The sequence below is a fragment of the Nostoc sp. FACHB-110 genome (genome assembly GCF_014697425.1).
Taxonomy (GTDB): Bacteria; Cyanobacteriota; Cyanobacteriia; order Cyanobacteriales; family Nostocaceae; genus Nostoc_B.
This window is the reverse complement of record NZ_JACJRU010000004.1, coordinates 218,717-243,616: the sequence shown is the minus strand read 5'-3', so window position 1 is coordinate 243,616 and position 24,900 is coordinate 218,717. Positions and strand designations below refer to the sequence as shown.

18 protein-coding genes are annotated in these 24,900 nt (G+C 41.6%); 8 read left to right on the top strand and 10 right to left on the bottom strand.

Annotated elements, in window-relative coordinates; all coding sequences use genetic code 11:
- The first annotated feature begins 341 nt into the window (after nt 1–341).
- On the top strand, nt 342–3,083 hold the full coding sequence (locus tag H6G69_RS06820) for a zinc-dependent metalloprotease (protein WP_190683593.1): 2,742 nt from the start codon (nt 342–344) through the stop codon (nt 3,081–3,083).
- 50 nt (nt 3,084–3,133) lie between these two features.
- Here H6G69_RS06820 and pgmB read toward each other — a convergent pair whose 3' ends face one another.
- From pgmB to H6G69_RS06780, 8 genes are all read right to left on the bottom strand, one after another.
- Nucleotides 3,134–6,037, bottom strand: a complete 2,904-nt coding sequence (gene pgmB, locus H6G69_RS06815) for a beta-phosphoglucomutase (protein WP_190683589.1) — start codon at nt 6,035–6,037, stop codon at nt 3,134–3,136.
- A gap of 33 nt (nt 6,038–6,070) precedes the next feature.
- Nucleotides 6,071–8,488, bottom strand: a complete 2,418-nt coding sequence (locus tag H6G69_RS06810; RefSeq protein WP_190683586.1) for a sucrose synthase — start codon at nt 8,486–8,488, stop codon at nt 6,071–6,073.
- A 473-nt stretch (nt 8,489–8,961) separates the two neighbouring features.
- Nucleotides 8,962–9,867 (bottom strand): peptidoglycan-binding protein, encoded by a 906-nt coding sequence (locus H6G69_RS06805; RefSeq protein ID WP_190683584.1) that lies wholly within the window; start codon nt 9,865–9,867, stop codon nt 8,962–8,964.
- 265 nt (nt 9,868–10,132) lie between these two features.
- Nucleotides 10,133–11,269: a hypothetical protein gene (locus H6G69_RS06800; RefSeq protein ID WP_190683581.1), complete on the bottom strand. Its 1,137-nt coding sequence runs from the start codon at nt 11,267–11,269 to the stop codon at nt 10,133–10,135.
- Between the two features lie 213 nt (nt 11,270–11,482).
- On the bottom strand, nt 11,483–13,258 hold the full coding sequence (locus H6G69_RS06795; protein WP_190683578.1) for an NAD+ synthase: 1,776 nt from the start codon (nt 13,256–13,258) through the stop codon (nt 11,483–11,485).
- A 164-nt stretch (nt 13,259–13,422) separates the two neighbouring features.
- Nucleotides 13,423–14,169 (bottom strand): NrtR DNA-binding winged helix domain-containing protein, encoded by a 747-nt coding sequence (locus H6G69_RS06790; protein ID WP_190683576.1) that lies wholly within the window; start codon nt 14,167–14,169, stop codon nt 13,423–13,425.
- Nucleotides 14,130–14,729, bottom strand: a complete 600-nt coding sequence (locus tag H6G69_RS06785) for a nicotinate-nucleotide adenylyltransferase (RefSeq protein ID WP_190683573.1) — start codon at nt 14,727–14,729, stop codon at nt 14,130–14,132. The genes H6G69_RS06790 and H6G69_RS06785 overlap by 40 nt, the downstream gene beginning before the upstream one ends.
- Before the next feature lie 3 nt (nt 14,730–14,732).
- A complete protein-coding gene (locus tag H6G69_RS06780) occupies nt 14,733–16,157 on the bottom strand; it encodes a nicotinate phosphoribosyltransferase (RefSeq protein WP_190683571.1) in 1,425 nt (474 codons plus the stop codon).
- Between the two features lie 407 nt (nt 16,158–16,564).
- Between H6G69_RS06780 and H6G69_RS06775 the strand changes: the two genes are divergently transcribed.
- Nucleotides 16,565–16,717 (top strand): hypothetical protein, encoded by a 153-nt coding sequence (locus H6G69_RS06775; RefSeq protein WP_190683569.1) that lies wholly within the window; start codon nt 16,565–16,567, stop codon nt 16,715–16,717.
- 198 nt (nt 16,718–16,915) lie between these two features.
- Here the strand turns inward: H6G69_RS06775 and H6G69_RS06770 are convergent, their stop codons facing one another.
- On the bottom strand, nt 16,916–17,908 hold the full coding sequence (locus tag H6G69_RS06770; RefSeq protein WP_190683566.1) for a zinc-dependent alcohol dehydrogenase family protein: 993 nt from the start codon (nt 17,906–17,908) through the stop codon (nt 16,916–16,918).
- A gap of 397 nt (nt 17,909–18,305) precedes the next feature.
- On the opposite strand from H6G69_RS06770, the gene H6G69_RS06765 reads away from it, so the two are divergent.
- The 5 genes from H6G69_RS06765 (at nt 18,306) to H6G69_RS06745 (ending at nt 23,849) form a co-directional block, all read left to right on the top strand.
- Nucleotides 18,306–20,669 carry a WD40 repeat domain-containing protein gene (locus tag H6G69_RS06765; protein ID WP_190683564.1) on the top strand — a complete coding sequence of 788 codons (2,364 nt, stop codon included), beginning with the start codon at nt 18,306–18,308 and terminating at the stop codon, nt 20,667–20,669.
- Nucleotides 20,670–20,961: 292 nt separating this feature from the next.
- Entirely contained in the window at nt 20,962–22,194 is a 1,233-nt protein-coding gene (locus H6G69_RS06760) for a general stress protein (RefSeq protein WP_190683560.1), read from the top strand.
- A gap of 84 nt (nt 22,195–22,278) precedes the next feature.
- Nucleotides 22,279–22,740 (top strand): BON domain-containing protein, encoded by a 462-nt coding sequence (locus H6G69_RS06755; protein ID WP_190683556.1) that lies wholly within the window; start codon nt 22,279–22,281, stop codon nt 22,738–22,740.
- A 173-nt stretch (nt 22,741–22,913) separates the two neighbouring features.
- Nucleotides 22,914–23,345 carry a CAAD domain-containing protein gene (locus H6G69_RS06750; RefSeq protein WP_190683554.1) on the top strand — a complete coding sequence of 144 codons (432 nt, stop codon included), beginning with the start codon at nt 22,914–22,916 and terminating at the stop codon, nt 23,343–23,345.
- A gap of 348 nt (nt 23,346–23,693) precedes the next feature.
- The gene (locus H6G69_RS06745; protein ID WP_190683551.1) at nt 23,694–23,849 is read left to right on the top strand and encodes a hypothetical protein; all 156 of its coding nucleotides are present in this window, start codon (nt 23,694–23,696) and stop codon (nt 23,847–23,849) included.
- Between the two features lie 28 nt (nt 23,850–23,877).
- On the opposite strand, the gene H6G69_RS06740 is transcribed toward H6G69_RS06745, so the two are convergent.
- Nucleotides 23,878–24,333, bottom strand: a complete 456-nt coding sequence (locus tag H6G69_RS06740) for a DUF29 domain-containing protein (RefSeq protein WP_190683548.1) — start codon at nt 24,331–24,333, stop codon at nt 23,878–23,880.
- Between the two features lie 165 nt (nt 24,334–24,498).
- On the opposite strand from H6G69_RS06740, the gene H6G69_RS06735 reads away from it, so the two are divergent.
- Nucleotides 24,499–24,840, top strand: coding sequence for a class I SAM-dependent methyltransferase (locus H6G69_RS06735; protein WP_190683544.1), 342 nt, complete (start codon nt 24,499–24,501; stop codon nt 24,838–24,840).
- Nucleotides 24,841–24,900 lie beyond the last annotated feature (60 nt).

Here is a 24,900-nt window from a genome sequence, read left to right as displayed (position 1 = left end):
GAGAGCATTTGTAGAGTTTTTGCACCCTTAACGGTAACAGCAAATACTTTCTTTGATCGTGTTAACCATATATATTGCAAAAAACATATATCTCAAGATGTAAAAAACATCTACCCTAAGATACAATTAATTTCATTTGCTCAATGAAAACTCTTTAAAAGCCCCAACTATCGATTACAAGACTTCTCATCTTTTTTGGGTAAAACAATCCTTTATCTGACAAGAGTGAATTTACACAGAAAGTCAGCTTTAAGTATTGAAGAAGTCTCAGAAATACTTACTCACTGCGTATTCCTACTTTTTATAGATACAACCACCACATCAGAATCACAAGCTAAAGGATGAGACACTGGATCGCAAAATTAGCTATCTGTACGATATTGCTATATAACTTTTTCCTCAATCATGATTGGGCGATCGCAACTCAATTGTCAGAACCTTATGTTCAGGAATTAAACCCTATCCCAGTAGTAGAAAATTTAGCGAGTGCTAGTAGTTTTGGTGAGAATAAAAAGGAAGAACTGCGTCGATATCGTGAAATAGTTAAAGGTGTAATTAAACAAACAGGACTATTCACACTTTATACTCATGAAGCATCGGGTGAGGTTTATTTAGAAGTTAAACCAGAACAGCTAAATAAAAGTTATCTAGCAACAATAACGTTAGAATCAGGACTAGGTGAAAGTGGGATTTATAGCGGCTTACCTTTAGCGGATTTCCTGTTTTATTTTCGGCGCGTGAATCATAATTTGCATTTTGTCATTCAGAATGTCAAATTTCGCATAAAATCAGGAGAAGCAGAACAGCGATCGCTAGCTCGTTCCTTTAGCGATTCAGTACTTTATTCAATAGAGATAGATAGTATTGACCCACGCAGTAAAAATATTTTAATCAACCTCGAAGACTTGCTCATGCAAGACTTTCCAGGATTAACACCTTTATTAAAATACTATTTACAGGCAGATTACCGCCTAGAAAAAACCAAATCTTATTTTGGCAAAATTAACAGCTTTCCGGAAAACGTAGAAATTGATTCAATTTATGGTTTCTCTTCACCAGAAGGTGCAAATTTAGTGACGTTACCGGATAGTCGCGCCCTAAGTTTAAAAGTACATTATAGTTTCTCGCAATTACATGAAAATAACGGTTATCTACCTAGAATTGCGGATGACCGAGTAGGCTATTTTATTACTGCTTTTCAAGACTTTTCTCAGGATAATCTGCAAGAACCATTTGTCCGTTATATTAATCGCTGGCATTTAGAACCATCAAACCCTAAAGTACCTTTATCGCCACCCAAAAAGCCGATTGTCTTTTGGATTGAAAATGCCGTCCCGCCTATCTACCGAGATGCCATTCGTGAAGGCGTTTTAATGTGGAATAAAGCCTTTGAAAAAGCCGGATTTCAAAATGCAGTAGAAGTACGACAAATGCCCGATGATGCTGAATGGCATCCCGCAGATGTGCGCTACAACACCATTCGCTGGTTCAATTCTTTAGACGCTGGTTTTGCTAGAGGGCCGATGCGTGTTAACCCCCTCACAGGCGAAATCTTAGATGCAGATATTATTGTCGATGCCAATATGGTGCGTTCAATTCAGCAAGAATATCACGCACTGATAGAGGCTTCGTCGATGTGTCAGGCAGGAGTTGAGAGGCAGGGGGCAGGGGGCAGGGGGCAGGGGGAAGAAAGTTTTTTACCTTACACCCCACTCCCTACTCCCCACTCCCAAAATACTGAATTTTGTTACGGCGCAGAATCTACAGAACAAGTCGCTATGGGGGCGTTAGCATTATCACTGCTGCAAAATAATAAACCCAATAGTGAAACGATGAAGGAGTATGTGCATCAATACTTGCGTTCTGTCATTGCCCACGAAGTTGGACATACTCTGGGTTTGCGGCATAATTTTCATGGCAGCACGATGTTAACGCCGCAAGAATTGAATAACCCTGAAATCACCCAAACCAAAGGTTTAGCAGGTTCGGTTATGGATTATTTGCCTGTGAATATCGCCCCTCAGGGAGTGCCGCAAGGTGAGTATTTTCCTAGTGTGGTTGGCCCTTATGATGAATGGGCAATTCAATATGGTTATCAAAAAATTCCTGATGCAGCAGGTGAAATTGTCACGCCGGAAGCAGAAAAAAGCTTTTTAGAAGAAATCGCTTTAGCATCACCGCAACCAGAATTATCTTACGCCACTGATGAAGATACTCACGACATCAACCCACTAGCAAATCTTTGGGATATGAGTAGTGATGTGTTGATGTATTCGCAATGGCAAATGGATAACGCCCGTGTAATGTGGCAACGTCTAGATGAGGGTTACTTACCCAAGGGAGAAAGTTATAGCAGCTTGCGGGTTTTATTTAATCGAGTGCTGAGATATTATTTCCGCAATGCCAGCTTACTGTCTCAATATATTGGTGGACAATCATTCCGGCGGCTTCATGCTGGTGATGATAATTCTTGGGTTTTTGTACCTGTTTCCCTAACCCAACAACGCCAAGCATTAGCCAAGCTGCAAGAATATGTTTTTGCTGACGATGCTTTTAGTTTCTCGCCGCAATTGTTAAATCAACTTGCACCTTCGCGTTGGCAACATTGGGGTAGCCCGATACATCATAGCCGACTTGATTATCCTATTCACGATCGCCTTCTCTATTTTCAAAGTGCCATATTACGATCGCTGTTAGATAGCGATCGCTTAAATCGTCTGCGGGATGTAGAATTAAAAACTCAAGCTGGGCAAGCACTTTCCATGCCAGAGTTATTTGACACGCTGCAAACAGGCATTTGGAAGGAAGTTTTCACCCAAGAAGAACCAAAATCAATTTCTAGCATTCGCCGTTCCTTGCAAAGAGAACATCTCAATATATTGCTAGAAATGGTGTTGAATAATCATGATGAATTAGAAGATGGGCGCACACTTGCTTGGTATGAATTGCGGCAACTGCAAAAAGCAATTGACACCAAGCTGCAACAATTTGGCACAACACTAGATATTTACACAATAGCCCATCTTGAATTTGTCGGCGATCGCATTACGAAAGCCTTAAACGCGCAGTTGGTTTCTCGGTAGAAGGCAGGGGGCAGGGGGCAGGGTGCAGGGGGCAGGAGGAATATAATTTTTTACTCAGCACTCACAACTTTTTCACTCAACTTAGCTTGGATATCTGCCCACTTCACCCCTGCTAGGCTAGGTAATACTACATGGGCAGCACCGACGCGTTCAACTGGGCCGAGTCCTACTGCCCACATACCCCCGGCTAAGGCGGCTTCAACTCCGGCGGCGGCATCTTCTACGACTACACATTGTGCTGGTTGCAGTCCTAATTCTTTGGCGGCGTATAAAAATAAATCTGGTGCGGGTTTGGGTTGCTGTACGCTGTAACCATCAGCCATCGCATCTACTTTATCAGCAATCCCTAAGAGTTGGATGACGGTTTGGGCATTTTTACTTGCCGAACCGATGGCTGTCTTAATTCCAGCTTGCCGTAATTCGTCCAAAAGTGCGATCGCACCTGGCAATAAATCTTTTGGTGTAACATGATGGATTAGTTCTACATAGTATCCATTTTTACGCTCCATCATTTCTTGGATTTGTGCTTCCGAATACTTGCGATCGCCTATAATTAACATCAACGATTCGCGCCGAGATACGCCCCGCAAGGCTTCATTAGCTTGGCGGCTAAAGGGGATTCCCTCTTCATCAGCTAATCTTTGCCAAGCTTGATAGTGATACTCGGCTGTATCTGTTAGCACACCATCAAGGTCAAAAATTACTCCGCGAATATCTGGCATTGTTTTTAATCCTCCTTGTCTGCCGTTTTTCTGTTGCTGGTGCAAATCAAATTCATGGGATTTTCCGCGCCAGTGGAGTTTAAATTTCAGTCGCGTCCAGTGAGAAGGTAGGTGCGGGTTAGCTACAGGGCCGTCGTGGGTTAACTGAATTCCACCAAATCCAAAAACTACTGCTTGCCACACACCACCTGCACTCGCACCGTGAATTCCTTCATGGGTGTTACCTCGGCTATCTTCTAAATCCACCATTGCCGCTTGCATGAACTGTTTGTAGGCTATGTTTGATTGGCTTAAATCTGATGCCAGGATGGCGTGAATTGCCGGGCCAAGGGATGAACCGTAGGTAATATCTGTGCGTGGCGCGTAGTAGTCCCAATTTGCTTGTAGGGATTTGGAATTGTAAGGGAAATCTGCTGATTCCCGCATTAAATAAAGCAGCATCAATACATCTGGCTGCTTGAGAATTTGTCGCTTATTACCTTCTTCAATGCCTAAAATCGCTTGGATGGAACGCTGACGCGGTTCGTAGTCTTGTAAATTAATATCTTGGAGTTGGAAAAATCCCTCACATTGCTCAATTAATCCGGTTTTTGGGTCGTAGGGAATTAAAATTTTATCAATGATTTCTTGCCAATGCGATCGCACTTCGGCTGTAATTTGCAACTTCTCTGCTAACTCCGTCGCGCGTTCTGGGAAATGTTGCCGCAGCCAATCATCAATGATTAAGGCTTTTTCTAAATGCCATTGCACCATACGGTTAGTAAAGGTGTTATTATGCACCAATTCATGGTACTCATCAGCACCAATTACCCCGCGAATTTCGTAATAATCATGTTCTGTATTATACTCAACTCGACTTCCCCAAAAGATAGCGGTATCTAAAACAATCTCTGCACCGTAGTCTAGAAGCCAATTATCATCACCTGTGATTAACCAGTAATACCAAACTGCGTAGGTAATATCTGCACTGATATGAATTTCCCGATCGCGACACCAAATTCTGACATCTTCACCATAAAAATCATTGGGAAGCGACCACCGGGGTGTAACTTCATCGCCAGTTTCGGCACTTTCCCAAGCATACATCGCGCCTTTATAGCCAGAATGCGAAGCTTTGCGTCTCGCACCTGGTAAAGTATGGTAGCGGTAAGTCAGCAGATTGCGCGCGATCGCAGGTTGGGTAAATGTAAAAAATGGCAGAATAAAAATTTCTGTATCCCAAAAAATATGACCGCGATAGCCAAAACCAGACAGAGTTTTCGCAGGAATACTTACCCTCTCGTCATAGCGAGGTGCAGCAATTAACAATTGAAAAATATTGTAACGAATCGCAAAAGCGGCTGTATTATCGCCTTCTAGCAAGATATCACTCTCTTGCCAAGCTGCGTCCCAAGCTTGAGTATGAGCGTTGTATAAATTTTCATAGTCTGTAATTTCGGCAAGTTTTTGTTGTGCTGCCTTGACTGGTGTATCAACTTCCCGTGAAGTAAACACCGTAACTATTTTTTCTACTGTCACAGTTTGATGTGACTTTGCCATAAATGTGGCAGTTAAGGAAGGATAACCAGGCGCGGTGTTAACTTGTATCACTGCGTCTGTTCCAGATACGGCCATCTTAGCGGCTAGGCCAAGGGTAATGCGAGAAGACCGGGTGCGGCTATGCAACCAGATGCCTTGTTCAGTTTTCCCTTGGTCTAAATCTGTCCAATGACTAAATCCTTGGTTTTCAGGATAGCCATTAATGCTACCTTGCACTTCAATCACACCATCAAAATCGAGTGGTGTTAGCTGACAGCGTTGTGCCAAAATATGCTGATCAGCAAGGCTCGCAAAACGTTCAAAATTAATATCTATGGTTTTGCCACTGGGACTGCGCCACCGCACAAAACGGCTAAGGAGTCCGTGATGCACATCTAACCGTCGCTGATATTGAGTGATTTCGCCTTCGTCGAAGCGAAAGCGTTCTCCGTCAATTGTCACTACCATAGGTAGCCAATCAGGACAGTTGGCGAGTTCTGTATACACCACAGGCACATCATCATAGACACCGTGGATAAAAGTAGCTGGCAATGCACCAGGATAGTCTCGTTCAAAACTACCTCGTGTTCCTAAATAACCGTTGCCAATTGTGAAGATAGTTTCTCTAGAATGCAATTGCTCAGGGTCAAACTGGGTTTCTGTTAATGTCCAGTCTGTATAGATAAAATTGCCAGTAATACTTTTTGTATCCATAGGCTAGAGGTTAGGAAATTTATTTAGGCATTGCTAATTATGTTTGTGCAGATGTTGTTCTAAAATCGTTTCTGCCCTAGGTTTAAAGATGAGATGAAATAAGCTTTCCATGTAGCGATCGCGCGCTACATTGTTTTCGGGAGCAACAAAATTCCAGAAGCTAAACATCTTGGCTAATAATAATAATTGGCTACTATGGGATGACCAATTATATTTATTAAGAATTCGCTGACTCATCCATTCAGATATTTCTGACCAATGGTGAGGATAATTTTCACACTCATCTAGGAAGTGCAAAATTTTCTTAGCTGTACCTGCTAAATCGGTAGGATTAATAATAAAACTATCTTCTTTACTTTCAATAATTTCTAAAGCACCTCCAAATTGAGTCGCAAAAGTTGGTAAGCCAGAAATCATCGCTTCTAAAATGCTTCTACCAAAGGATTCAAAGAGCGCGAAATGTATATAAATTCCTTGGCGATCGGCAATTAGGCGGTAAGCTTCACCAATTTCGCCACTAGCCAGCCGCATTCCTAGCCAGCGAATGTGATTGTGCAGATGATATTGATTAATAATGTCGTGTAGTCTTTGAATTTCTTTCGCTTCTGCTGGATTTGTCGCTTCTATTGGGTGTAATTTACTGGTTAATAAAATTAAATTACACCGTTGTCTTAATTCCTGACTTTGACCAAAGCATTCCGCTAAACCAGCTAAATTTTTAATTGATGATAGGGTAGCTACAGCAAATATAGGGCGTTTATTACTATCAGCTAACTTACCTAAAATTTGCTGGTCTTGGCAGTGAAATAGTAAGTCATTAATTTGTTTGCCTTGATGAAAATCTCGGTCTTCTTTTTGAGTATAGGGAAAGAAGATTTTTTGATTAACTCCTGGCGGTACTAAGTTAAACTTTGGACTAAATAAATCAATGCCATCAACAACATGATATAGTTGCGGCATCGTGAAAAATTTATAGGATTCGTACTGTCCTAAACCCTCGGGTGTACCGACAATTTCTTGGTAGGATGAAGTGATAATAAAATCTGCGGCATTCATACTGATTAAATCAGCAGTGAATTGTGCCGAGAAATGATATTGCTCTTCTAAATTATGCCAATATAAGTTACTAAATAGATATTTCGGCTTTTCTAAAGAATGAGCAATATTACATTGAGTAACTTTGAGGCGGTTAGATAACAATGAGGCGACTAAATTACCATCGCTGTAATTACCGATGATTAAATTTGGACGACATTTAAAGACAGCGAGTAATTCTTTTTCCGCATCATTAGTAAAGCTTTCTAAATAAGGCCAAATCTCAAATTTAGAAATCCAATTATTAGTAATTTCAGGATTAAATTCTGCAAAAGGAACGCGTAAAATCCAAGCGTTTTCTGTATCTTCAACTTTTTCTAAGCGCAGTCCGCAGGATGTACCTTCACAATTAGGAATCAGTCGAGTCAGAATGACCACATGGGGTTGAATACCTAATACGTCAAGTCCGGCGAGTGTGATTTCTTCGCGGAGTTCATTTTCTAAGCTGCGTGCTTGTTCCAGAACATAAGCGACTTGACCCAAAGTTTCATCGCGTCCCATCACATCTTCTTGTCCTACCCAGCCGTGAATCGAAATTAAGACGACGCGAAACACAGCCGGAACCCGCGCTACAAATGCTTCTAAAATAGCAGGCTGAGGACTATCAAGCAGCCTATCAAGTAATGAGAGAGTTTCACTAACTCGCACTGCTGTATTTCCCCATCCTGGTTCTAAACCCAGGTCTTGGAGGTGAAAATGAAATTTCTCGAAGGGTTCGTTAGCTGGTCTATTACTGAGAAACTTAATTGCTGCTTTAATTTGTGTAGCGAATTGTCTACCAGAAGAAATGCGATCGCCAATTAATAATTGTTTACCATCATACTGCACCCGCCGCAATGCTTGAAATAGTAGCTCTAACCAATGTTGGGGGTCGTTTAATAACTGATTGCACAAGTAATGGTTGAGAAAAGCTAGACCTTGACCAATATTGCGCGGGTCATCAATAGAAGGAGAATCTTGATAAAATGGGGCAAGGTCAATTTCCAGGATATGGGGTTGATAGCGATTAATTAAGCGATCGCTCACATCCAAAAAAGCTTGCAAAGACATCAACTCACACTTACTCAAGTCAGCATTTAATCGCCATACTTCTTGACTAGCAATCTTTGGTCGAATGACAAACCAAGCATCGCCCTCTGACAAAATTATTTCATGAGTATAGTGAATGAGTTTACCAACAGAAGAAGAGTAGTAAAAATAAGCAGGCTTTTGATAATTATTGCAATAATCTGCAAAAAATTGCAGAATTTCATTTCTCAATAAGTATTGTTTACCTGAAGCAATTAATAAGACTATCAATTGCTGTAGAGCAGATTTTTCGTCACTATTAAGTACAGCTTGCAGTAGTTCATTCATCACGAATTCCACCACTATAATAGGTTATGACCTCATTTTTCTCTCCTCAACAATGGCAATATTATCTGTAGATTTTTAGAGGTACATTACCGTTCTTACTTCTGTATGGTAGATAAACTTTCAGCCTCTTGGCTTCTAACTATGGGATGAGACATTGAAAAATAAAATCTATACCTTAGCTATGTTAGTCGTGATGTTTGGTGAATCTGTAGAGAGGTTGCAATGCAACTTCTCTACAAAGGTTATCGGTATGCCAATTATCTGATACCAATTTAAGAAAAGAATGCGACAGATAGAAATTAGGCAAGTCTTACTGGAGCTAGATTTCTTAATTGCGAATTGGTATTATCTGAACTGTATTGCTATGGCAAAGTCGGGGATTTGAGCAAGTCTAGAGAGGTCAACTCACGCGCAATTCATCCCACGCCTGACACGAAGTGCAGCGTGGGATGAATTGCTGTTCAAGCTAAATTTTATCCAGGAAACTTATTCAATAAATCATCGCCAGGAATGACAGTTGTATAAAATACATAGTCATTATTGGCTACATAGCGGCGGTCTTGCTTGATAATTGCCATAAATTCACGATGGCCTTCACGCATTCGACCTACTAAGCAACCTGCACTAGCATTTTTAATATCATTACTAGGTGCGTCATAACCCCAATGTTGATTGACAAAGAAAAGACCTGTATCTAGTTTGTCACCAGTACGTTTATAGTCTTTGTTAAAATCTCGACACACTGTAATTGGTGCAACTTGTACTAAGGCTTCGTGGCGTTCTGCATTACCGTGCATCCCAACAGCCCAGGCTTTGTATTGCCCAAACTTAATTCTGGCAGCTCCTCCGGGATTCATAGGGTTTAAGGTGTAATATCTGCCTGGTTCTGTTGTAGCTTGCCAGTGATCGACAATTTTAGGAGTACCATTAACTACTTCAATGACAATGCGGCGATCGTTAAAGGCATTAGGTGTATCACTATTGAGATTCCAGTCGCCATCGATACCTTCAATATAAACAATGTTGTATTCTCTAGGCCCGGTGAATACTTGATAATCTTGTGCCAACATATACTTAAAAATTCTGCTGGCAATATCATTACCTAGTTTTAATGGCGGTTTAGGCAATTCATCTGGTTTGGTTTCAATTAATTCTTTGGCGGTAACTGCACCTACATAATCTGGTTCATCAATTTTCATTAATTCTTGGAATTTTTTGATAGCTCCACCTGTGATAGGCCCAAATTTGGCATCTGCTGGTGGTTCTAATAAACCCAAGCCAATTAACAATATCTGAATCTGACGAGTTAAGTCTTCGTCTTTGGCGATCGCCTCAAATCCCCATTTCTCTTCTTTACCGAGAAAGTCTTGTAATTTCATATTGCACCTATCTTCTTTTAGCGATAATTAGGTATAAACTGCAGTTTCATACGGTAGGCTGTCTGAAACTATACTCGCGGTTAAAAATTTCGTCGATACTTTTAGTATTAATTTACGATTCAATTTGAGATCGTGAGTTTCCGCAAAAGTTCGTAGAGGTAAGCAAGGCTTTTGCTATCAAAAGCATAGCCATGCTTACCGTAGATAGGGCAGTATGATTTAGATAAGTAAGATTAACCGCAGCTTATTACAACAGATCAGTCGGTCAGTCGTCAGACCATGTGAACGTTGGCAACTGACCAGTGTTGTCGAAGAGTCCAATGCCGTAGCTACCTCCGTACGGCACAGCCATCGCGTTTGAACGGACGGCAGCCCGCGCCCAGTCTGCATTCGCAACTGCCGAAGCCGCAAGAGCCGCAAGACCAGTGGCCTGGATGCACTGTAGGAAGTATGCGCTAGTCACCAAGAGCAGGTCATAGGTGGGTTGGTCGAAGTTGGTGATTGCGAGAAATACGTTCTGAGGCTGCCATGTCGCCTTGCCCCGTGCAACCCCGGCCGACTGAATCGCGGGAAGTGCATCAGCACCACCAGCACCGTTGACAATCTCAGCGTAGCGACTACCCGGACGGCTGGCGGCTTGCTGGGCGTGTTTGCGCCACTTATCGAGCGCTCGGATCTCCTCAACAGCATAAGTGCCATCGAAGAGCAAGGTTTCGTGGTAGATGAAGTAGCCTACAGGCGCTATTGCGTTCGTCGGCTTTGAACCGGTGAGAATCTGATCGAGGTAGCCTGCGTTGTACCCGTAATTGTCGGTGAGTCCCTGAAGTTGCGCCCCCCGAAGGCTGGCCTCGGCATATGCGATCGCCTCAGCATCGTTACCGTTGAATGCCGTCAGCGCGGCATTGATGCGCGCTACAACTGATGTGAATCCTGCCTCTGTCGGTGGAAATCCTGGACGTGGGTTTGGTGAACCCGGCACAGGGAAGCGGATAAATGCGTCACGTAACCACACACCGCCGAAGTACCCAGCAAGGTGCATCAGCCACAGCAACGTCGGGAGTGAAGGGTCGCCAGGTTCCGACGGCCGGAGTGTCTTCTCAAATACGTACACCGGGACGTAGCGCGAGAGGAAGTCAATCGGATTTTGAAAAGCAGCTGGAGTTTCACGCGCGTAGTCACTTACGAGCCGATTCAGGAGTTCTTGATCCTCGCTCATGACGGTCTTGAGATTGTCAAAGAACGGGTAGGGCGGCAGGTTGATCTGTAGCCGCCGAGATTGGCTTTGCGCGGCCGCAATGTTGTGTAGTACTCCGGTACTTGAAAGAACCGTAGTGGCGAGTCCGGCCGCCCCCGCTCTCATAGCGCCAAGGAAGAACGCCCGACGCGAGATGTAGTTATGCATGATAATTCGTTATGGAACTGAATTAAAATACAGTAAATTTACTGAATCTCTAATTTCAAGAATTTTCCATATAAATTAATCTGCTCAGAGATAATTTATAAAGTAAAGCTGAAATTATAGAGTGCGTTACGGCTAATCCTGATTTTCTTAAACTCCCAAATCCTTCCATAGCCGGAACACACGCTACTTGATAAATAGGCTCTGAGTGCTTAATCAATTAGAAGCTACGGTAGACGTAGTAATTGGTCTGGCTTGATAAGCGTTTTTGATGGCTACCCAGCTACTAGCAATGGGCATTCGCCAGCCTGTACCAAAGGCGCGGTCAGTAATTTTCAAACCTGGGGGTGCTTGGCGACGCTTAAATTCGGCACGGGCAACCATTTGAATTACTCGGTCTACAATCATCGGCTCATGACCTGCGTCAACAATTTGGGCGGCTGATTCATGGTCATGAATGAAGCGTTGCAAGATGTCGTCTAAAACTTCGTATGCTGGGAGGGAATCTTGGTCAACTTGGCCCGGTTTTAGTTCCGCACTGGGGGCTTTGGTGAGGATATTTTGCGGGATAATTTCAGTTGGGAGTGCTGAGTGCTGAGTGCTGAGTGCTGAGTGCTGAGTTTTGAGTGCTGAGGGATGGGAGTTTAACCAGTGGCAAATTTTATAGACGCGGGTTTTGGGAACATCGGCGATGACTGCTAACCCGCCGTTCATGTCGCCGTAGAGGGTACAGTAACCGACGGCCATTTCGGATTTGTTGCCAGTGGATAATAATAGATAGCCAAATTTGTTAGCGATCGCCATTAATAAGTTACCGCGAATCCGCGATTGAATATTTTCCTCGGCAATGCCAAATTCTGTGCCAGCAAACAATTCAGCTAGGCTATGATCAAAACCTTGCATTAATTCGCCTATGGGTAAAATTCTGGTTTCAATGCCTAAATTTTTACCTAATGCCAAAGCATCACTCACAGAATGTTCAGAACTGTAAGGTGAAGGCATGAGGACACCGAGGACATTTTCTTTACCTAATGCTGCTGTAGCGATCGCAGCGACTAATGCCGAATCTACACCACCACTTAAACCTAATACTACTTTAGAAAAGCGACATTTTAAGGCATAGTCTTTTACACCCAAAACCAAAGCTTGCCAAACTTCTTCTTCTTCTGATTCGCTTTCAGCTATTAAAGAACTTAGCTCTAAATCTCGTGTTTTATTGTTAAATTCCACATTGACTAAATCAGTGGCAAAACCACGGGCGCGACACATAATTTCGCCTTGACCATTCAACGCAAAACTATAACCATCAAATATCAAATCATCATTACTGCCGACTTGGTTGACATAAATCATCGGCTGTTGAAAACGCACCGCACTATGTTTTAACATCGATTCTCGAAACTGCGGTTTGCCGACGCTGTATGGTGAAGCCGACAAATTAACAATTAAATCTACGCCTAAAATAGCTAAATCTGCAATGGGATTGACTGCATAACTACGTTTGCCCCAAAATTCTTCGTCATTCCATAAATCTTCGCAAATAGTTACACCAATATGAATATCATCGATAGTGAAATGATTAGGTTGTAATCCTGGTTCAAAATAGCGGTCTTCATCAAATACATCATAAGTAGGCAACAACCGCTTATAAAAAATTTGCTGGGTTTTGCCAGCTTCTAATAAAGCAATACTATTAAATAAACTTTTACCGCCAGTAATATGTGATTTGGTATTCGGTTCAACAGTGCCAACTAAGACAGCCAGATTAGGTGGTAAATCTTTGGCTAATTGTTGTAATGCCAGACTCATCGCCGAGACAAAACTAGGATTTAATAATAAATCCCGTGGTGGATAACCACATAAAGAAAGTTCTGGGGTTAATAATAAACGTGCGCCTGATTGTACAGCCTGTTGGGCAGCTGCTAAAATCTTCTGGGCGTTTCCTGGGATATCACCAATGGTTGGATTAAGTTGAGCGATCGCAATTTTCATAAGAAGTATGAAGTATGAAGTATGAAGTGTGAAGTGTGAAGTGTGAAGTAGCAATTTTATGCTTTAGTTTTTTATGTTCAGTTTTTGGACTTTCATCCGGCAAACTTTTTTCAGACTTCAGACTTCAGACTAGCCTGCGGCAAGCCGCTGCGCGTCTACACACTTTAAATAAACACTAAAGGTTTATCTTTAAAAGGTGCAAAAGCCTCAGCGTTGAATTTATACAAACTCGCTGGGCGGCCTGCACCTTTGGATACCTTTACTCCGGTATCGCACAAAAAACCTAACTTGAGTAGTCGCGCCCGAAAATTAGAGTAATCAGAAAAGTTTTCTCCTAAAACGGTTGTGTATAGTTGGTACAAGTCGTTTAAAGTAAATACTTCTGGTAAAACTTCAAACGCAACCGGGCTGTATTCTAATTTATTCCGCAGTCGTCTGTGACCATACGCTAAAACTTCATTATGGTCAAAAGCTAACTGTGGTACTTGCTTGACGGGATACCAAGCAATTCCCGCAACTTTATCAGCAATTAATTCAGCTTCTTCAAACCTGACGAGGGCAAAATAACTCACTGATAAATAACGCACACCATAACTATCGGTTGCTTCTCTGGGGTCACGATTTGGCCCGCCAAAGGTATACAACTGTTCTAAATAAAGATTGTTGACTCTGATTTTCTCTGCCATGATGCGATAGGCCGCATCTTCTAAAGATTCGCCTTGACGCACTAACGTCCCAGGAAGACTCCAAGAATTTAAAAATGGTTCTTGCTGTCGCATGACTAAGAGAACCAAAAGTCGATTTTGAACAGTGTCTACAGAAAAAATTACATTATCCACACCTACTTTAAAATCAGCCAAAGGTTGTTGATTTAGCGCAGTTGGAATCTTTTTGTGGTTGCGTCCTGGCATTTGTACAAATGCTGTTGATGAATATAGGCAACAATGGGAGCTATGAGGGCTTCAGTATCTCCATGCTCACGATATGCTGTTGAGGATACATTTAAACCTGTGAGGGTAGCGATCGCAATTTTCCCTCCCAGTTTTTCGATAGTCTCTAAGCTAGATTTTTCTAGCGCATATCCTGGTCGTGGCACAATCAATAGTTGCACTTGCTGTAGTAAATCTTCAATTTTATACCAGCGTGGTAGTTGATTGATCAAATCTGAACCAATTACTAAGGTATATTCTGCTTCTTCACCCCAATGCTGTTTAGCTTTTTCCACGGTTTCTAGGGTGCGCCAGCTACTTAAATCCTGCGTCACTGCGACGTTATGCCTGGGCGCATCCATATCGGCAATTAATAACCGCAGCATCGCCGCCCGATGTTCTAATTGTGTTTGATGCGACTTAAACGGATTATCTGCTGCCCAAACTGCCACCCAATCATAACGTTCCGATAACCACCTTAAAATCTCTTGATGCCCAGCCGTTGGCGGATCAGCACTCGTACCAAATAAAGCAATTCTCATGATTTACCTCTGTGTCCTCTGCGCCTCTGTGGTAGCCTGCGGCAAGCCGCTATCGCGTCTACGTTCCTTAGTCTCTTCAGTTAACTTTTGCAACCCAGCCGAAATATCCACCTGCAAAGCCACAGGGTTTGATATTTGCCTTGTTTGTTCTGGCAAACTGGCGACTGTTATCGCAGTTCGTTGGCGAATGTCGGCTAAAGTTTCTGGTAATTGCACTCTTTCGCCTTGCTTCATGACTAATTGCAATAAAGGTGTTTCTGATTGCGGTGTTTCTGTAATTAAACCCAACCTATCAGCTTTTACCTTACCGCCGACAAATGACCGAAAAATCTGCTTGCGTCCGGGGTAAGTCCCCTTACCACTGGACTGCTTCATGACGGGAATACCATCAATTTCTACCAGCTTATAAACCCCATTTACAGGCTGACCTGTAACGAGTCGGGTTCCTAAACCATAACCATCAATTACCGCCCCAGCTGTTTTAAGTCTGGCAATTTCCCATTCATCTAAATCACCACTGGCAACAATTGGCACATTTGGTAACAGCGATCGCACTTGTTTAGATAAATTCACCAAATCCCCAGAATCTAGCCTGACTCCTGATAATTCCATTTCCCCTGCATTGACCTTTGCTGCCAAATTTTCCGCCGCCGCAATGGTATCGTAAGTATCAATTAACAAGGGCGCACCGGGAAAATAGCGATGAAATGCGGTAAAAGCTTCTGCTTCACTGCCTTCCATCGCTGACAACGCCATGACCAAGGCGTGAGCCATCGTACCACTTGGCTGTTGACCTAGTTGTAGTGCGGCTAACACATTGGAAGTCGCATCTAATCCCCCGGCTAAGGCTGCCCTTGCTGCCCACAATGCCCCTTGGGGACTAAATGCCCGCCTTGTGCCGAACTCTAAAAGTTTGGCTTTTTCCCCGGCCACATCACGCAGACGGGCGGCTCTGGTGGCAATTAAAGTTTGATAATTGATGGTATTTAAGAGGTAAGTTTCTATTAGTTGGGCTTGCCACAGTGGTGCTTCAATTCGCAAAAATGGCTCGTTAGCAAATACGGCTGTGCCTTCGGGAACTGCCCAAACATCACCAGTAAATTTCGCTTTAGCCAATAACGACCAAAAGCTCTCGCTGGCGTGGGCGAAAATTCCCGTCGCCTGGAGTGCGGCAATTTGAGAATGATTAAAACTTAACTTTTCTAAATATGCCAGAACTTGCTCTAAACCCATTGCAATGAGATAGCCAAAATTTTCTGGCGATCGCCTCACAAATAATTCAAAACTAGCTTGTTTTTGTTCTAATCCTTCACCGACATAACAAGCCGCCATTGTTAGCTGATAAAGGTCTGTTAGCAAGCTGTAATCAGCCGCAGAGATTGTCAGGTCTTGGTGCTGGTCGCTGTCCAAGTCTGGGATAGTTGCCATGTAAGAGTGTCCTTACAAGAATGCTGCTTTCTATTATGGTAGATTTTACCATAAATATTGTCAACTAGGTGAAAAGTTTCGCCTGTTTACTTCATTAAATCAACACAAAAATGCCATATTAATCATAATTCGCGCTAATATTTAATATTTTTTAATAGTTTATTTATTAATAATTAACCACAAAAAAATGCCTGTGTTGATGTAATCAACGGGCTAATTCAAATTTCTGCTATTATAAAAATTGCAGCGAAACTTTAAACTTTTTTGTCAATCTAAAGTATTGCAAAGCTATCTGAAAAACTATTGCATAAATTCTCAATATATTGAGAGTATGAGCGATTGGAGAATATCGAATTAAAGTAGAAAAATAACTATTTGACGGACTCAAAAATAAGGAGTCTAAAATTATGGCTATCTCCAATATCCTTGCTAGCATTACCCAGTATATTTCTGAAGCCGCAATGCGGATTTTTGGGCCGAATGACGATCAATATCCGAATATTGGGGTGCAACCTTTTACAGGTGAACCTTATAAAAAAGGTACAGCCGATAATTGGTAGATCGTTGTATGTTTAGGTATGAGTGAAGGAACCTTTGGCATTAAATGACTTTGGTCTCAACGCAAGAATCATCAGAGCAAAAAGCAGAGACTTGAAAATTCCAAGTCTCTGCTTTTTTATTTGTCAGTCTCTAGGCTTGATTTAAACGTCAGTTGATTGATAGCTTTAAAAATCTCAATTTTTTAATTAGCAAGTTGATTATTTTGAGTCAATAATCAACACAGCAGAACCTTCAATTTCACCGCTACGCAGGGCATTCAAAGCTTCATTTGCTTGGGTGAGACCAAAAGGATTGACTTGTGTTTGAATAGGAACTTTAGGTGCTAGGGACAGAAATTCTTCGCCATCTTTGCGAGTTAAATTGGCAACAGACCGCAACATTCTTTCTTGCCAAAGAATTTCATAGGGAAATGCGGGAATATCACTCATATGAATGCCAGCACACACGACAATTCCACCTTTAGCAACTGCACGTAAAGCAGCTGGGACTAACTTACCAATAGGCGCGAAAATGATTGCAGCATCTAAAGGTTCTGGTGGCAATGTGTCAGAGTCACCTGCCCAATTTGCACCTAATTGACGGGCAAATTCTTGCCCTTGAATGTCGCCGGAACGAGTAAACGCAAAAACTTGGCGGCCTTGATAGCGTGCTAGTTGAATTAAAATGTGGGCAGCCGAACCAAATCCATAAAAACCAATTTTTTCGGCATCGCCTGTCATACTGTAGGCGCGATAACCAATTAAACCGCCACATAATAAAGGCGCGGCTTGCAAATCAGCAAAGCTAGGATCTAAAGCAAAGCAAAAGCGATGGTCAGCTACAGTATATTCTGCATAGCCGCCATCTAAGTTATAGCCAGTAAATTCAGCAAAATCGCAGAGATTTTCTCTGCCGGAGCGACAATAACGGCAGCGATCGCAAGTATGCCCCAACCAAGGCACTCCCACCCGTTGACCGACATAAAATTTATCAACACCTTTACCCATCGCCGCGATAGTACCCACAATTTGATGCCCAGGGATTAAAGGTAGTTTGGGATGGGTTAATTCTCCGTCTACTATATGTAAATCTGTACGACACACAGCACAAGCATGAACCCGAATCAAAACTTGTTCATTACTGGGTTGAGGTATCGGTAACTCAACTAAGCGTAGAGGTTGCTGCGCTGCATCTAAAAGCATTGCACGCATAAGCACAGATATAAGTTTACTGATTAAAGATTACTATTCATTTAGCTCGGACTACAAAATTCTGTGGATTTAGCTCTATTGTGGCTATTTCTCCTATAAGCAGCTTAATCTATATAGGAATCCGATTTGATTTCTGAAAAAATCTCAGTATGTGTAGTGGCGTGTTAGGCGTAAGCCGTAACGCACCGAAAACTTTGCGGTAGATGCGTTACGCTGTCGCTAACACATCCTACGTACATTTCAGAAATCAAATATTAGTCCTATAGGATAAAATTCATATTAGGTGGCTATAGTTATTAATTTAGATGCCGAATTCTCTGTGTGTTTCATACCAAGCTGTTACACAAACGTATTTTCTACCAACACTTAAGGTTAATTATCTAACAGGAACCCCTTTATGGAACAAGGGTTAAAATTATTAATTCAATTAGTCCTAGAGTTTGCACCTGTAGTGGTAAGCCTAGTACAAAAAAGAACGGAAGAAGGACTAGTTACAACTACTTATCAATTTCCGAAACTTATTGAAGAGGTAATTGAATTTGTCAGTGATACAGCCACTAATAAAAGTTCTGAAGAAATATTCCAGCAAGAAAAACTGCTACAACAGCAATTAGCAGTTTATCAAAGAGAAACCCAATTACAAGTAGCACAGCAACAGAGAAATACATCTCTACAATTACCAGAAATTAATAAAGTTCTTGATAGTTGGCCTTTAAGATTGTATCCTTCACAACTTTTAGAGACTCACAAATACCACAAACATACACCACTAAAAATTTTTCTAGCTCCACCACAAATTAAATTTGAGCAATTTGAATGTAATCAAGAAGATGTTGCCCAAATCGAGAGAATTTTAGCTGAAGGATTACGTGAATTTATTAATAGTAATTACTCTTTACACGATCCAATTCGACCAACAGAATTTTTAGCTGGGGCTTGGGATAGTAACCGTTTTCATAGTGAATCTAGTATCAAGGCTTTGTTTAGTATGTTAAAAACAGAGCCTATTTTAGTGTTAGAGTCCGAACATGATGGTGATTATTTAAATTTTCGCATTGCTTATTGGGGTTTAGGACAAGAAAATTACTTTTATAAGACAATCTCGCGTCTACCTTATAAAGAAATTATACAGGAGTTTGCCAAAAGCCGTGCCTTGGAGTGGCGAAGCATTCGAGATGAACTAATAACTTTAGGAGAAGACCGAGAAGAAATCAATCGGCTAGGTGGCGATAATGTCCAAAATTTAGCGATTTTAGAAAAGTTTGAAAAATGGCAAGCTAAAGGTATTGATGTTAGTAAGTTATCCTTAAAATACCAAATAAATCATCAAGATATTACTCAATTTTGCCAAGTATTAATTACATGTTACTGTTTAGTAGCTGCTTGGGTAGCCGATGCTTATCACTTAGTTCATCATGATGTAGCACCGTTATTACCAAAATTGTTGCCTAGTCTGCTAAAAGATACATTAGATTTATCATCAACCTACAAAATTTCTGATGAAAATTTACTGCGGATATATGCCACAGGCTATCAACAAGTTTATCAAGCTCTGGAAAAAGAGCGTCGCTACTGGGTTCCTGAGTTAGCTTTGCAATTAGCACAGAGTTTAACTCATTTGCGCGATCGCTCGTGGGCGCAAGAACAAGCAAATTATTCCATCAGTACATGGTTAGAATTGCGTCAAGTCGCCAAGAGTGAATTTATTCACCCGTTAGAGGCGATGCAATCTGCAATCAAAATTGAAGATGAAGAATATATTTTTAAGTTAAAAGAGTATTTTACCGCAGTGGGCGATCGCCAAAATATTCTTGTTGTAGATCACCTGTTAACAACTATTGCCACTCTCAAACACAAACGCAATCTAGAATCACCTGAACTCATCCATAATTTAACAGGTCATTCCGGCAAAGTGACATCAGTTGCTATTAGTCCTAATGGCGAAATTTTAGTGAGTGGTTGTGCTGACCAAACTATTAATATTTGGGATTTACCCAACGGCAAACATATTCGGACACTTTCTGGTAACTTAGGAGAAGTTTCCTCAGTTGCTATTAGTCCTGATGGTAATTTTTTAGCGGTTGGTAGTTGTCAACATCCTAAAAGTAATGTCACAGTTTGGCATTTGAAAACTGGTCAATTAATTCACACCCTTTTAGGACATCAAAAACCAGTCAACGTTGTGAATATTAGTCCCGATGGCCAGATTTTGGCCAGTGGCAGTAATAAAATTAAAATATGGAACTTGCAAAAAGGCGATCGCATTTGTACACTTTGGCATTCTGCGGCGGTTGATGCTGTAGCCATCAGCCCTGATGGGAATATTCTCGCTAGTGGTAGTTCCGATAGCAAAATTAGATTGTGGAACCCGCGTAACGGCGATCCGATCCGTACCCTGGCAGGTCATACAGGCGAAGTAAAATCAATTGCCATTAGTCCTGATGGACAACTACTATTTAGCGGTAGTACTGACACAACTATTAAAATTTGGCATTTAATTACAGGCAAACTCTTGCATACTCTCAACGGTCATACAGACGAAGTAAAAGCAATTGCCATTAGTCCTAATGGACAAATGTTATTTAGTGGTAGTGGCGATCGCACAATTAATATTTGGCGTATTTCTTCTAATGAAATACTCTACACACTAACTGGTCATGCAGATACAATCAATTCTCTTGCCCTTAGCCCAGATGCTAAGTTTCTGGTTAGTGGTAGCTCTGATAAAACAATTAAAATTTGGCAAATAACGCCAAATTAAATCCAATTAATTTTTAATTAAATACTTCTTTATCTGACGCTAGATTTGATATTAATTCTGCGTCTTTTGATTTTTATGTACTTAATTACATTTATATTTATCATCATAATTAACAATCTATTCTTAAAATTATCCAGGAATTTATAACTTAAATATACCTACTATATCTCTCGGCATATTTGTAATTTATTCCGAGGGATTGATGTAAAACCATCCTAGAAAAGCTACGAATAGGATTATTGAATTCAATAAATTTGTAAACCCAAAATGTTAATTAATAGGAGAAGTTAGGATGGTAGTTGGTATACGTAGACGTTCTGTAGGTGTATTTTCTAATCGTAGGGATGCTGAAGAAGCATTACATGAATTAAAAAATTCCGGCTTCCCGATGGATAGAGTTTCTGTAATTGCCAGAGAATCAGATGGTAGAGATGATATTGCTGGCACTCAAGTAACTGATCGCGTTGGTGATCAATCTGACGAAGGAGCCAAAGTTGGTGCAGTTACAGGTGGTGCTTTAGGTGGTTTGACAGGTCTATTGGTTGGTCTGGGGACTCTCGCAATTCCTGGTATTGGGCCAATTATGTTAGCAGGAGCCACAGCCACAGCTTTAGCCACAACTCTAGCAGGTGCGGGGATTGGTGCGGTTGCTGGTAGTTTATTAGGTGCATTGATTGGTTTAGGCATCCCCGAAGAACGCGCCAGAGTTTATAACGAACGAGTACAACGGGGTGGCTATTTAATTATCGTTGATGGCACGGATGCCGAAATCGCCAGAGCAGAAGCTATCCTGCAACGTCGGGGAATTGAAGAGTATGGTATTTACAACCATCCCGATGCTGCTCACGGTACTCATACGACTGATGCGGTTCACACTAACCGCCGCGCTATAGGTGTATTTTCCCATCGTCGAGATGCAGAAGCCGCACTCAATGATTTGCGTGACGCTGGTTTTCCCCTCAGTCGAGTCTCTCTCATCGCCAAAGACACAGACAATCATGGTGTAGCTGGTGTAGGCAATAAAGCTGATGAAGGAGCTAAAGCTGGAGCCGCTACAGGTGGTGCATTAGGTGGCTTGGGTGGTTTATTAGTTGGTCTTGGTGCTTTAGCAATTCCTGGTATTGGGCCTGTGATTGCGGGTGGTGCAGTAGCAACAGCAATAGCTACAACTGTAGCAGGTGGCGCGATTGGTGCAGCCGCAGGTGGTTTAGTGGGTGCATTAGTTGGTTTAGGCATTCCTGAAGACCGCGCTAGAGTTTATGACAATCGCTTCCAACGCGGTCATTATCTAGTCATCGTTGATGGTACAGAAGCCGAAATTCGCCAAGCCGAAACTATCCTCAAACGTCGCGGTATTGAAGACTTTGATATTTTTGACGCTACCGATATTGGCGAACACCGCCACAATAATGACTGGGTACAACACGAAGAAACTCCAGTTATAGAAAGTGGCAATAACTATCCTCTAGGCGATCGTGAAGAGCCTGCTGTCACCATCATTGATCGTCGGGATGAAACCCTCTAATCAACTCTTTGTTAATTAATCAGAGCAAGATGATCCAAACCTTGCTCATCTCCATTGCCCATTTATCTATCATTAATTAAAGACATGAAAAAACTAGCTCCCTTCTTTATTAGTTGCTTACTATTAGTTGGTGCTGCTGCTTGTAACGACGCTTCTAAAACTGCTGAGTCTGCACCAGATAATGTCAGTCAAAATCCAGCATCACCAGCTGCACAAACAACTCAAGAAGCCAAGCAAGATGCTCAAAGTGAACTTCGCAGAAGACAACTCAATCAAGATATTCGCGCCCGCGAACAACGCAACAATACTACTGGTGGTGATGCGGACAGAGCCACAGGAGACCTAGCCAGCGAAGTTCGCTCTAAGTTAGAAGCCAACATTCCTGATGGACAGCTAACAGTTGCAGCTGACCAACAAGGTAATGTAACCGTCAATGGTACGGTGAATAATCAAGATCAGTACAATAAAATTCAGCCTTTAGCCAAAGAAATTAAAGGCGTGAAAAATGTAGTCAACAAAGCAGTTGTAGCTAAACCACAACAATAGTAGAGTTCGCACAAAATCTAAATTAATCAACGGGCTGAAATCAACTTAGAACAAGTTATCATAGTCAGTAGTCAGGATGATTAAATTTTCATCCTGACTACTGACCTAGCTTCCAGATTTTGTTTTTTGTGTCCCCTTAGTAAAATTTTTGTGATTCGTAAAATTGTAGAAATATGGCACTCGAACAACAAGAATTAGCGTCGGTGAATGTCACTACTGCAAAGGATACAACTGCTCTTACAGGTGTAGATACTGAAAACTTACCAAAGTTACTCCCAGCTAGCCAGCCAGAAAATCAATGGCAGCAAATTAGTGATAAAGTATCTCAATTTTTAGAGCAATTTCCTGACTACTTTAATAGGTTTTTAGCAGCATATACCTTACCTTTAATTAGTCTTGGTATAGTTTTAGCAGCAGTTGTCACTTTAAAAGTTGTCATAGCATTACTGGATGCTATTAATGATCTGCCACTGTTAGAACCTACTTTTGAAGTGATTGGAATTGTCTACTCTAGTTGGTTTGCATTTCGCTACCTTATCAAAGCATCTACTCGCCAGGAATTGACAGCAGAGATTGACTCTATAAAAGCGCAAATTTTAGGATAGTAAAATTGCTAAGTTAGCTGAGGGTGTCGGGTTAATGGGTTTTGGATACATCCACCCCTACACCCCTACACCCTTGATTTTTCGTTTTTATATGTAAGTCCTGTATAGCACAATACGGTTGAGTTAAGAGAATAGTAGGTTGGGTGTAGCGATAGCGTAACCCAACAAAGTATGCGTGAATGTTGGGTTCCGTTCCTCCACCCAACCTACACCAGTCTAAGTTGTTGCCTTAACTGAACTGTATTGCTGTATAGCAATCTTATTTGATTTTTAACAATCCCAAGCCTCATATCCCTGACTTTTTTAAGGAGTCGGGGATATTTTTATTTAGAGGATGTTTGAAAAGTATTGGGCGAAGAGAATTCGCTACTACACAAGCAAAGTCTAACTGCGTGGACTAACACAACTTTAACTCACGGAGGTGGGTTTCGTCTGTGTAGCCAAGCCACTGCGTTGGGCTGGTTCCCCGACTCCCTCAGTGGCGCGCGATTTCCCATCGCCTGAGTCATAATTTAGACTTTTCAAACATCCTCTAAGGCTCAAATTCATCTGGTTCGGGAAAAAAATCAGAGTTCATAATTTGTTCTGGATTATAAGGGCATTCTTCAGGAAAAACTTGTTCACCTAATTGCGTTTCTCGAATTGCCAACGCCAAACCCAGTTGATAAGCAGTTAGAAAAATTTCGTTGAAATATGATTTTAAACTTGGGCTATCTTCTAAAAGCAATTTAATCTGAATACGCTGTTCTCGAATTGTACTTAACCAGCTGCTACTACGTTTTTGAGATTGATATTGCCATTTTAATAAATGACCTAACAATACTCCTAGACGATTTCGCAATTCTTGGCGTTCTTTCCTACCCAAAGTCTCAATTTCTTCAATAATGTTAGTTGTATCTAGTCGCTCCCACTGCTGGGCTTTCAGTAAACTCACCTGTTCTTGAGTCCAAGCGTAAAAATCGGTTTCATACAGAGAGGATGTGTACATCTCGATACATTAGTGATGAGTTTGAATTTTATGAAACATGGAAGTGATGTTTGATGACAAATATCTTACGCGTCTAGGCATCTCTAAAAAAATTATCCCTCATTTTCATCACCGATTTAGGAAGATAGCTTTTGCCGATGAGCTAACTGAGGTTCTAATATCAATATGAACGAGTGGTATAAACAAGACCTGGCTTTTATTCACTATGAGGGTTTTCGTGATTTTGCGCTTAAATCTGCACCAGGTATGATGAACATTCTCACAGAAAATCAAATCAACTCAGGTTTAGTTGTAGATTTGGGTTGCGGTAGTGGATTATGGGCAGAAAAACTTACCCAAGCTAATTATCAAGTATTCGGTGTTGATATTTCCGATTCGATGATTGCGATCGCTAAACAAAGAGTTCCCAAAGCAGGGTTTCGCGTCCAAACCACACGATGTTACGGCAGTTATCATCTCCCAAAAGGCAATGTAGCCTTCATCGCTCGCCAACCTTTCCCTAGTTAAAACTGAAGAATTTGCTGGGCAACGTCTTGATTACACAGCAGATTAAAGATGTTGTCATTA

Excerpts from the sequence above, each read along its gene's own strand:
- H6G69_RS06770 (WP_190683566.1), bottom strand. The coding sequence starts at position 17,908 with ATGCGTGCAATGCTTTTAGATGCAGCGCAGCAACCTCTACGCTTAGTT.
- H6G69_RS06750 (WP_190683554.1), top strand. The coding sequence starts at position 22,914 with ATGGCACTCGAACAACAAGAATTAGCGTCGGTGAATGTCACTACTGCA.
- H6G69_RS06800 (WP_190683581.1), bottom strand. The coding sequence starts at position 11,269 with ATGCATAACTACATCTCGCGTCGGGCGTTCTTCCTTGGCGCTATGAGA.
- H6G69_RS06810 (WP_190683586.1), bottom strand. The coding sequence starts at position 8,488 with ATGAATGAACTACTGCAAGCTGTACTTAATAGTGACGAAAAATCTGCT.
- H6G69_RS06805 (WP_190683584.1), bottom strand. The coding sequence starts at position 9,867 with ATGAAATTACAAGACTTTCTCGGTAAAGAAGAGAAATGGGGATTTGAG.
- H6G69_RS06795 (WP_190683578.1), bottom strand. The coding sequence starts at position 13,258 with ATGAAAATTGCGATCGCTCAACTTAATCCAACCATTGGTGATATCCCA.
- H6G69_RS06820 (WP_190683593.1), top strand. The coding sequence starts at position 342 with ATGAGACACTGGATCGCAAAATTAGCTATCTGTACGATATTGCTATAT.
- H6G69_RS06775 (WP_190683569.1), top strand. The coding sequence starts at position 16,565 with ATGGCTATCTCCAATATCCTTGCTAGCATTACCCAGTATATTTCTGAA.
- H6G69_RS06780 (WP_190683571.1), bottom strand. The coding sequence starts at position 16,157 with ATGGCAACTATCCCAGACTTGGACAGCGACCAGCACCAAGACCTGACA.
- H6G69_RS06740 (WP_190683548.1), bottom strand. The coding sequence starts at position 24,333 with ATGTACACATCCTCTCTGTATGAAACCGATTTTTACGCTTGGACTCAA.
- H6G69_RS06790 (WP_190683576.1), bottom strand. The coding sequence starts at position 14,169 with ATGCCAGGACGCAACCACAAAAAGATTCCAACTGCGCTAAATCAACAA.
- H6G69_RS06760 (WP_190683560.1), top strand. The coding sequence starts at position 20,962 with ATGGTAGTTGGTATACGTAGACGTTCTGTAGGTGTATTTTCTAATCGT.
- pgmB (WP_190683589.1), bottom strand. The coding sequence starts at position 6,037 with ATGGATACAAAAAGTATTACTGGCAATTTTATCTATACAGACTGGACA.
- H6G69_RS06785 (WP_190683573.1), bottom strand. The coding sequence starts at position 14,729 with ATGAGAATTGCTTTATTTGGTACGAGTGCTGATCCGCCAACGGCTGGG.
- H6G69_RS06765 (WP_190683564.1), top strand. The coding sequence starts at position 18,306 with ATGGAACAAGGGTTAAAATTATTAATTCAATTAGTCCTAGAGTTTGCA.
- H6G69_RS06735 (WP_190683544.1), top strand. The coding sequence starts at position 24,499 with ATGAACGAGTGGTATAAACAAGACCTGGCTTTTATTCACTATGAGGGT.
- H6G69_RS06755 (WP_190683556.1), top strand. The coding sequence starts at position 22,279 with ATGAAAAAACTAGCTCCCTTCTTTATTAGTTGCTTACTATTAGTTGGT.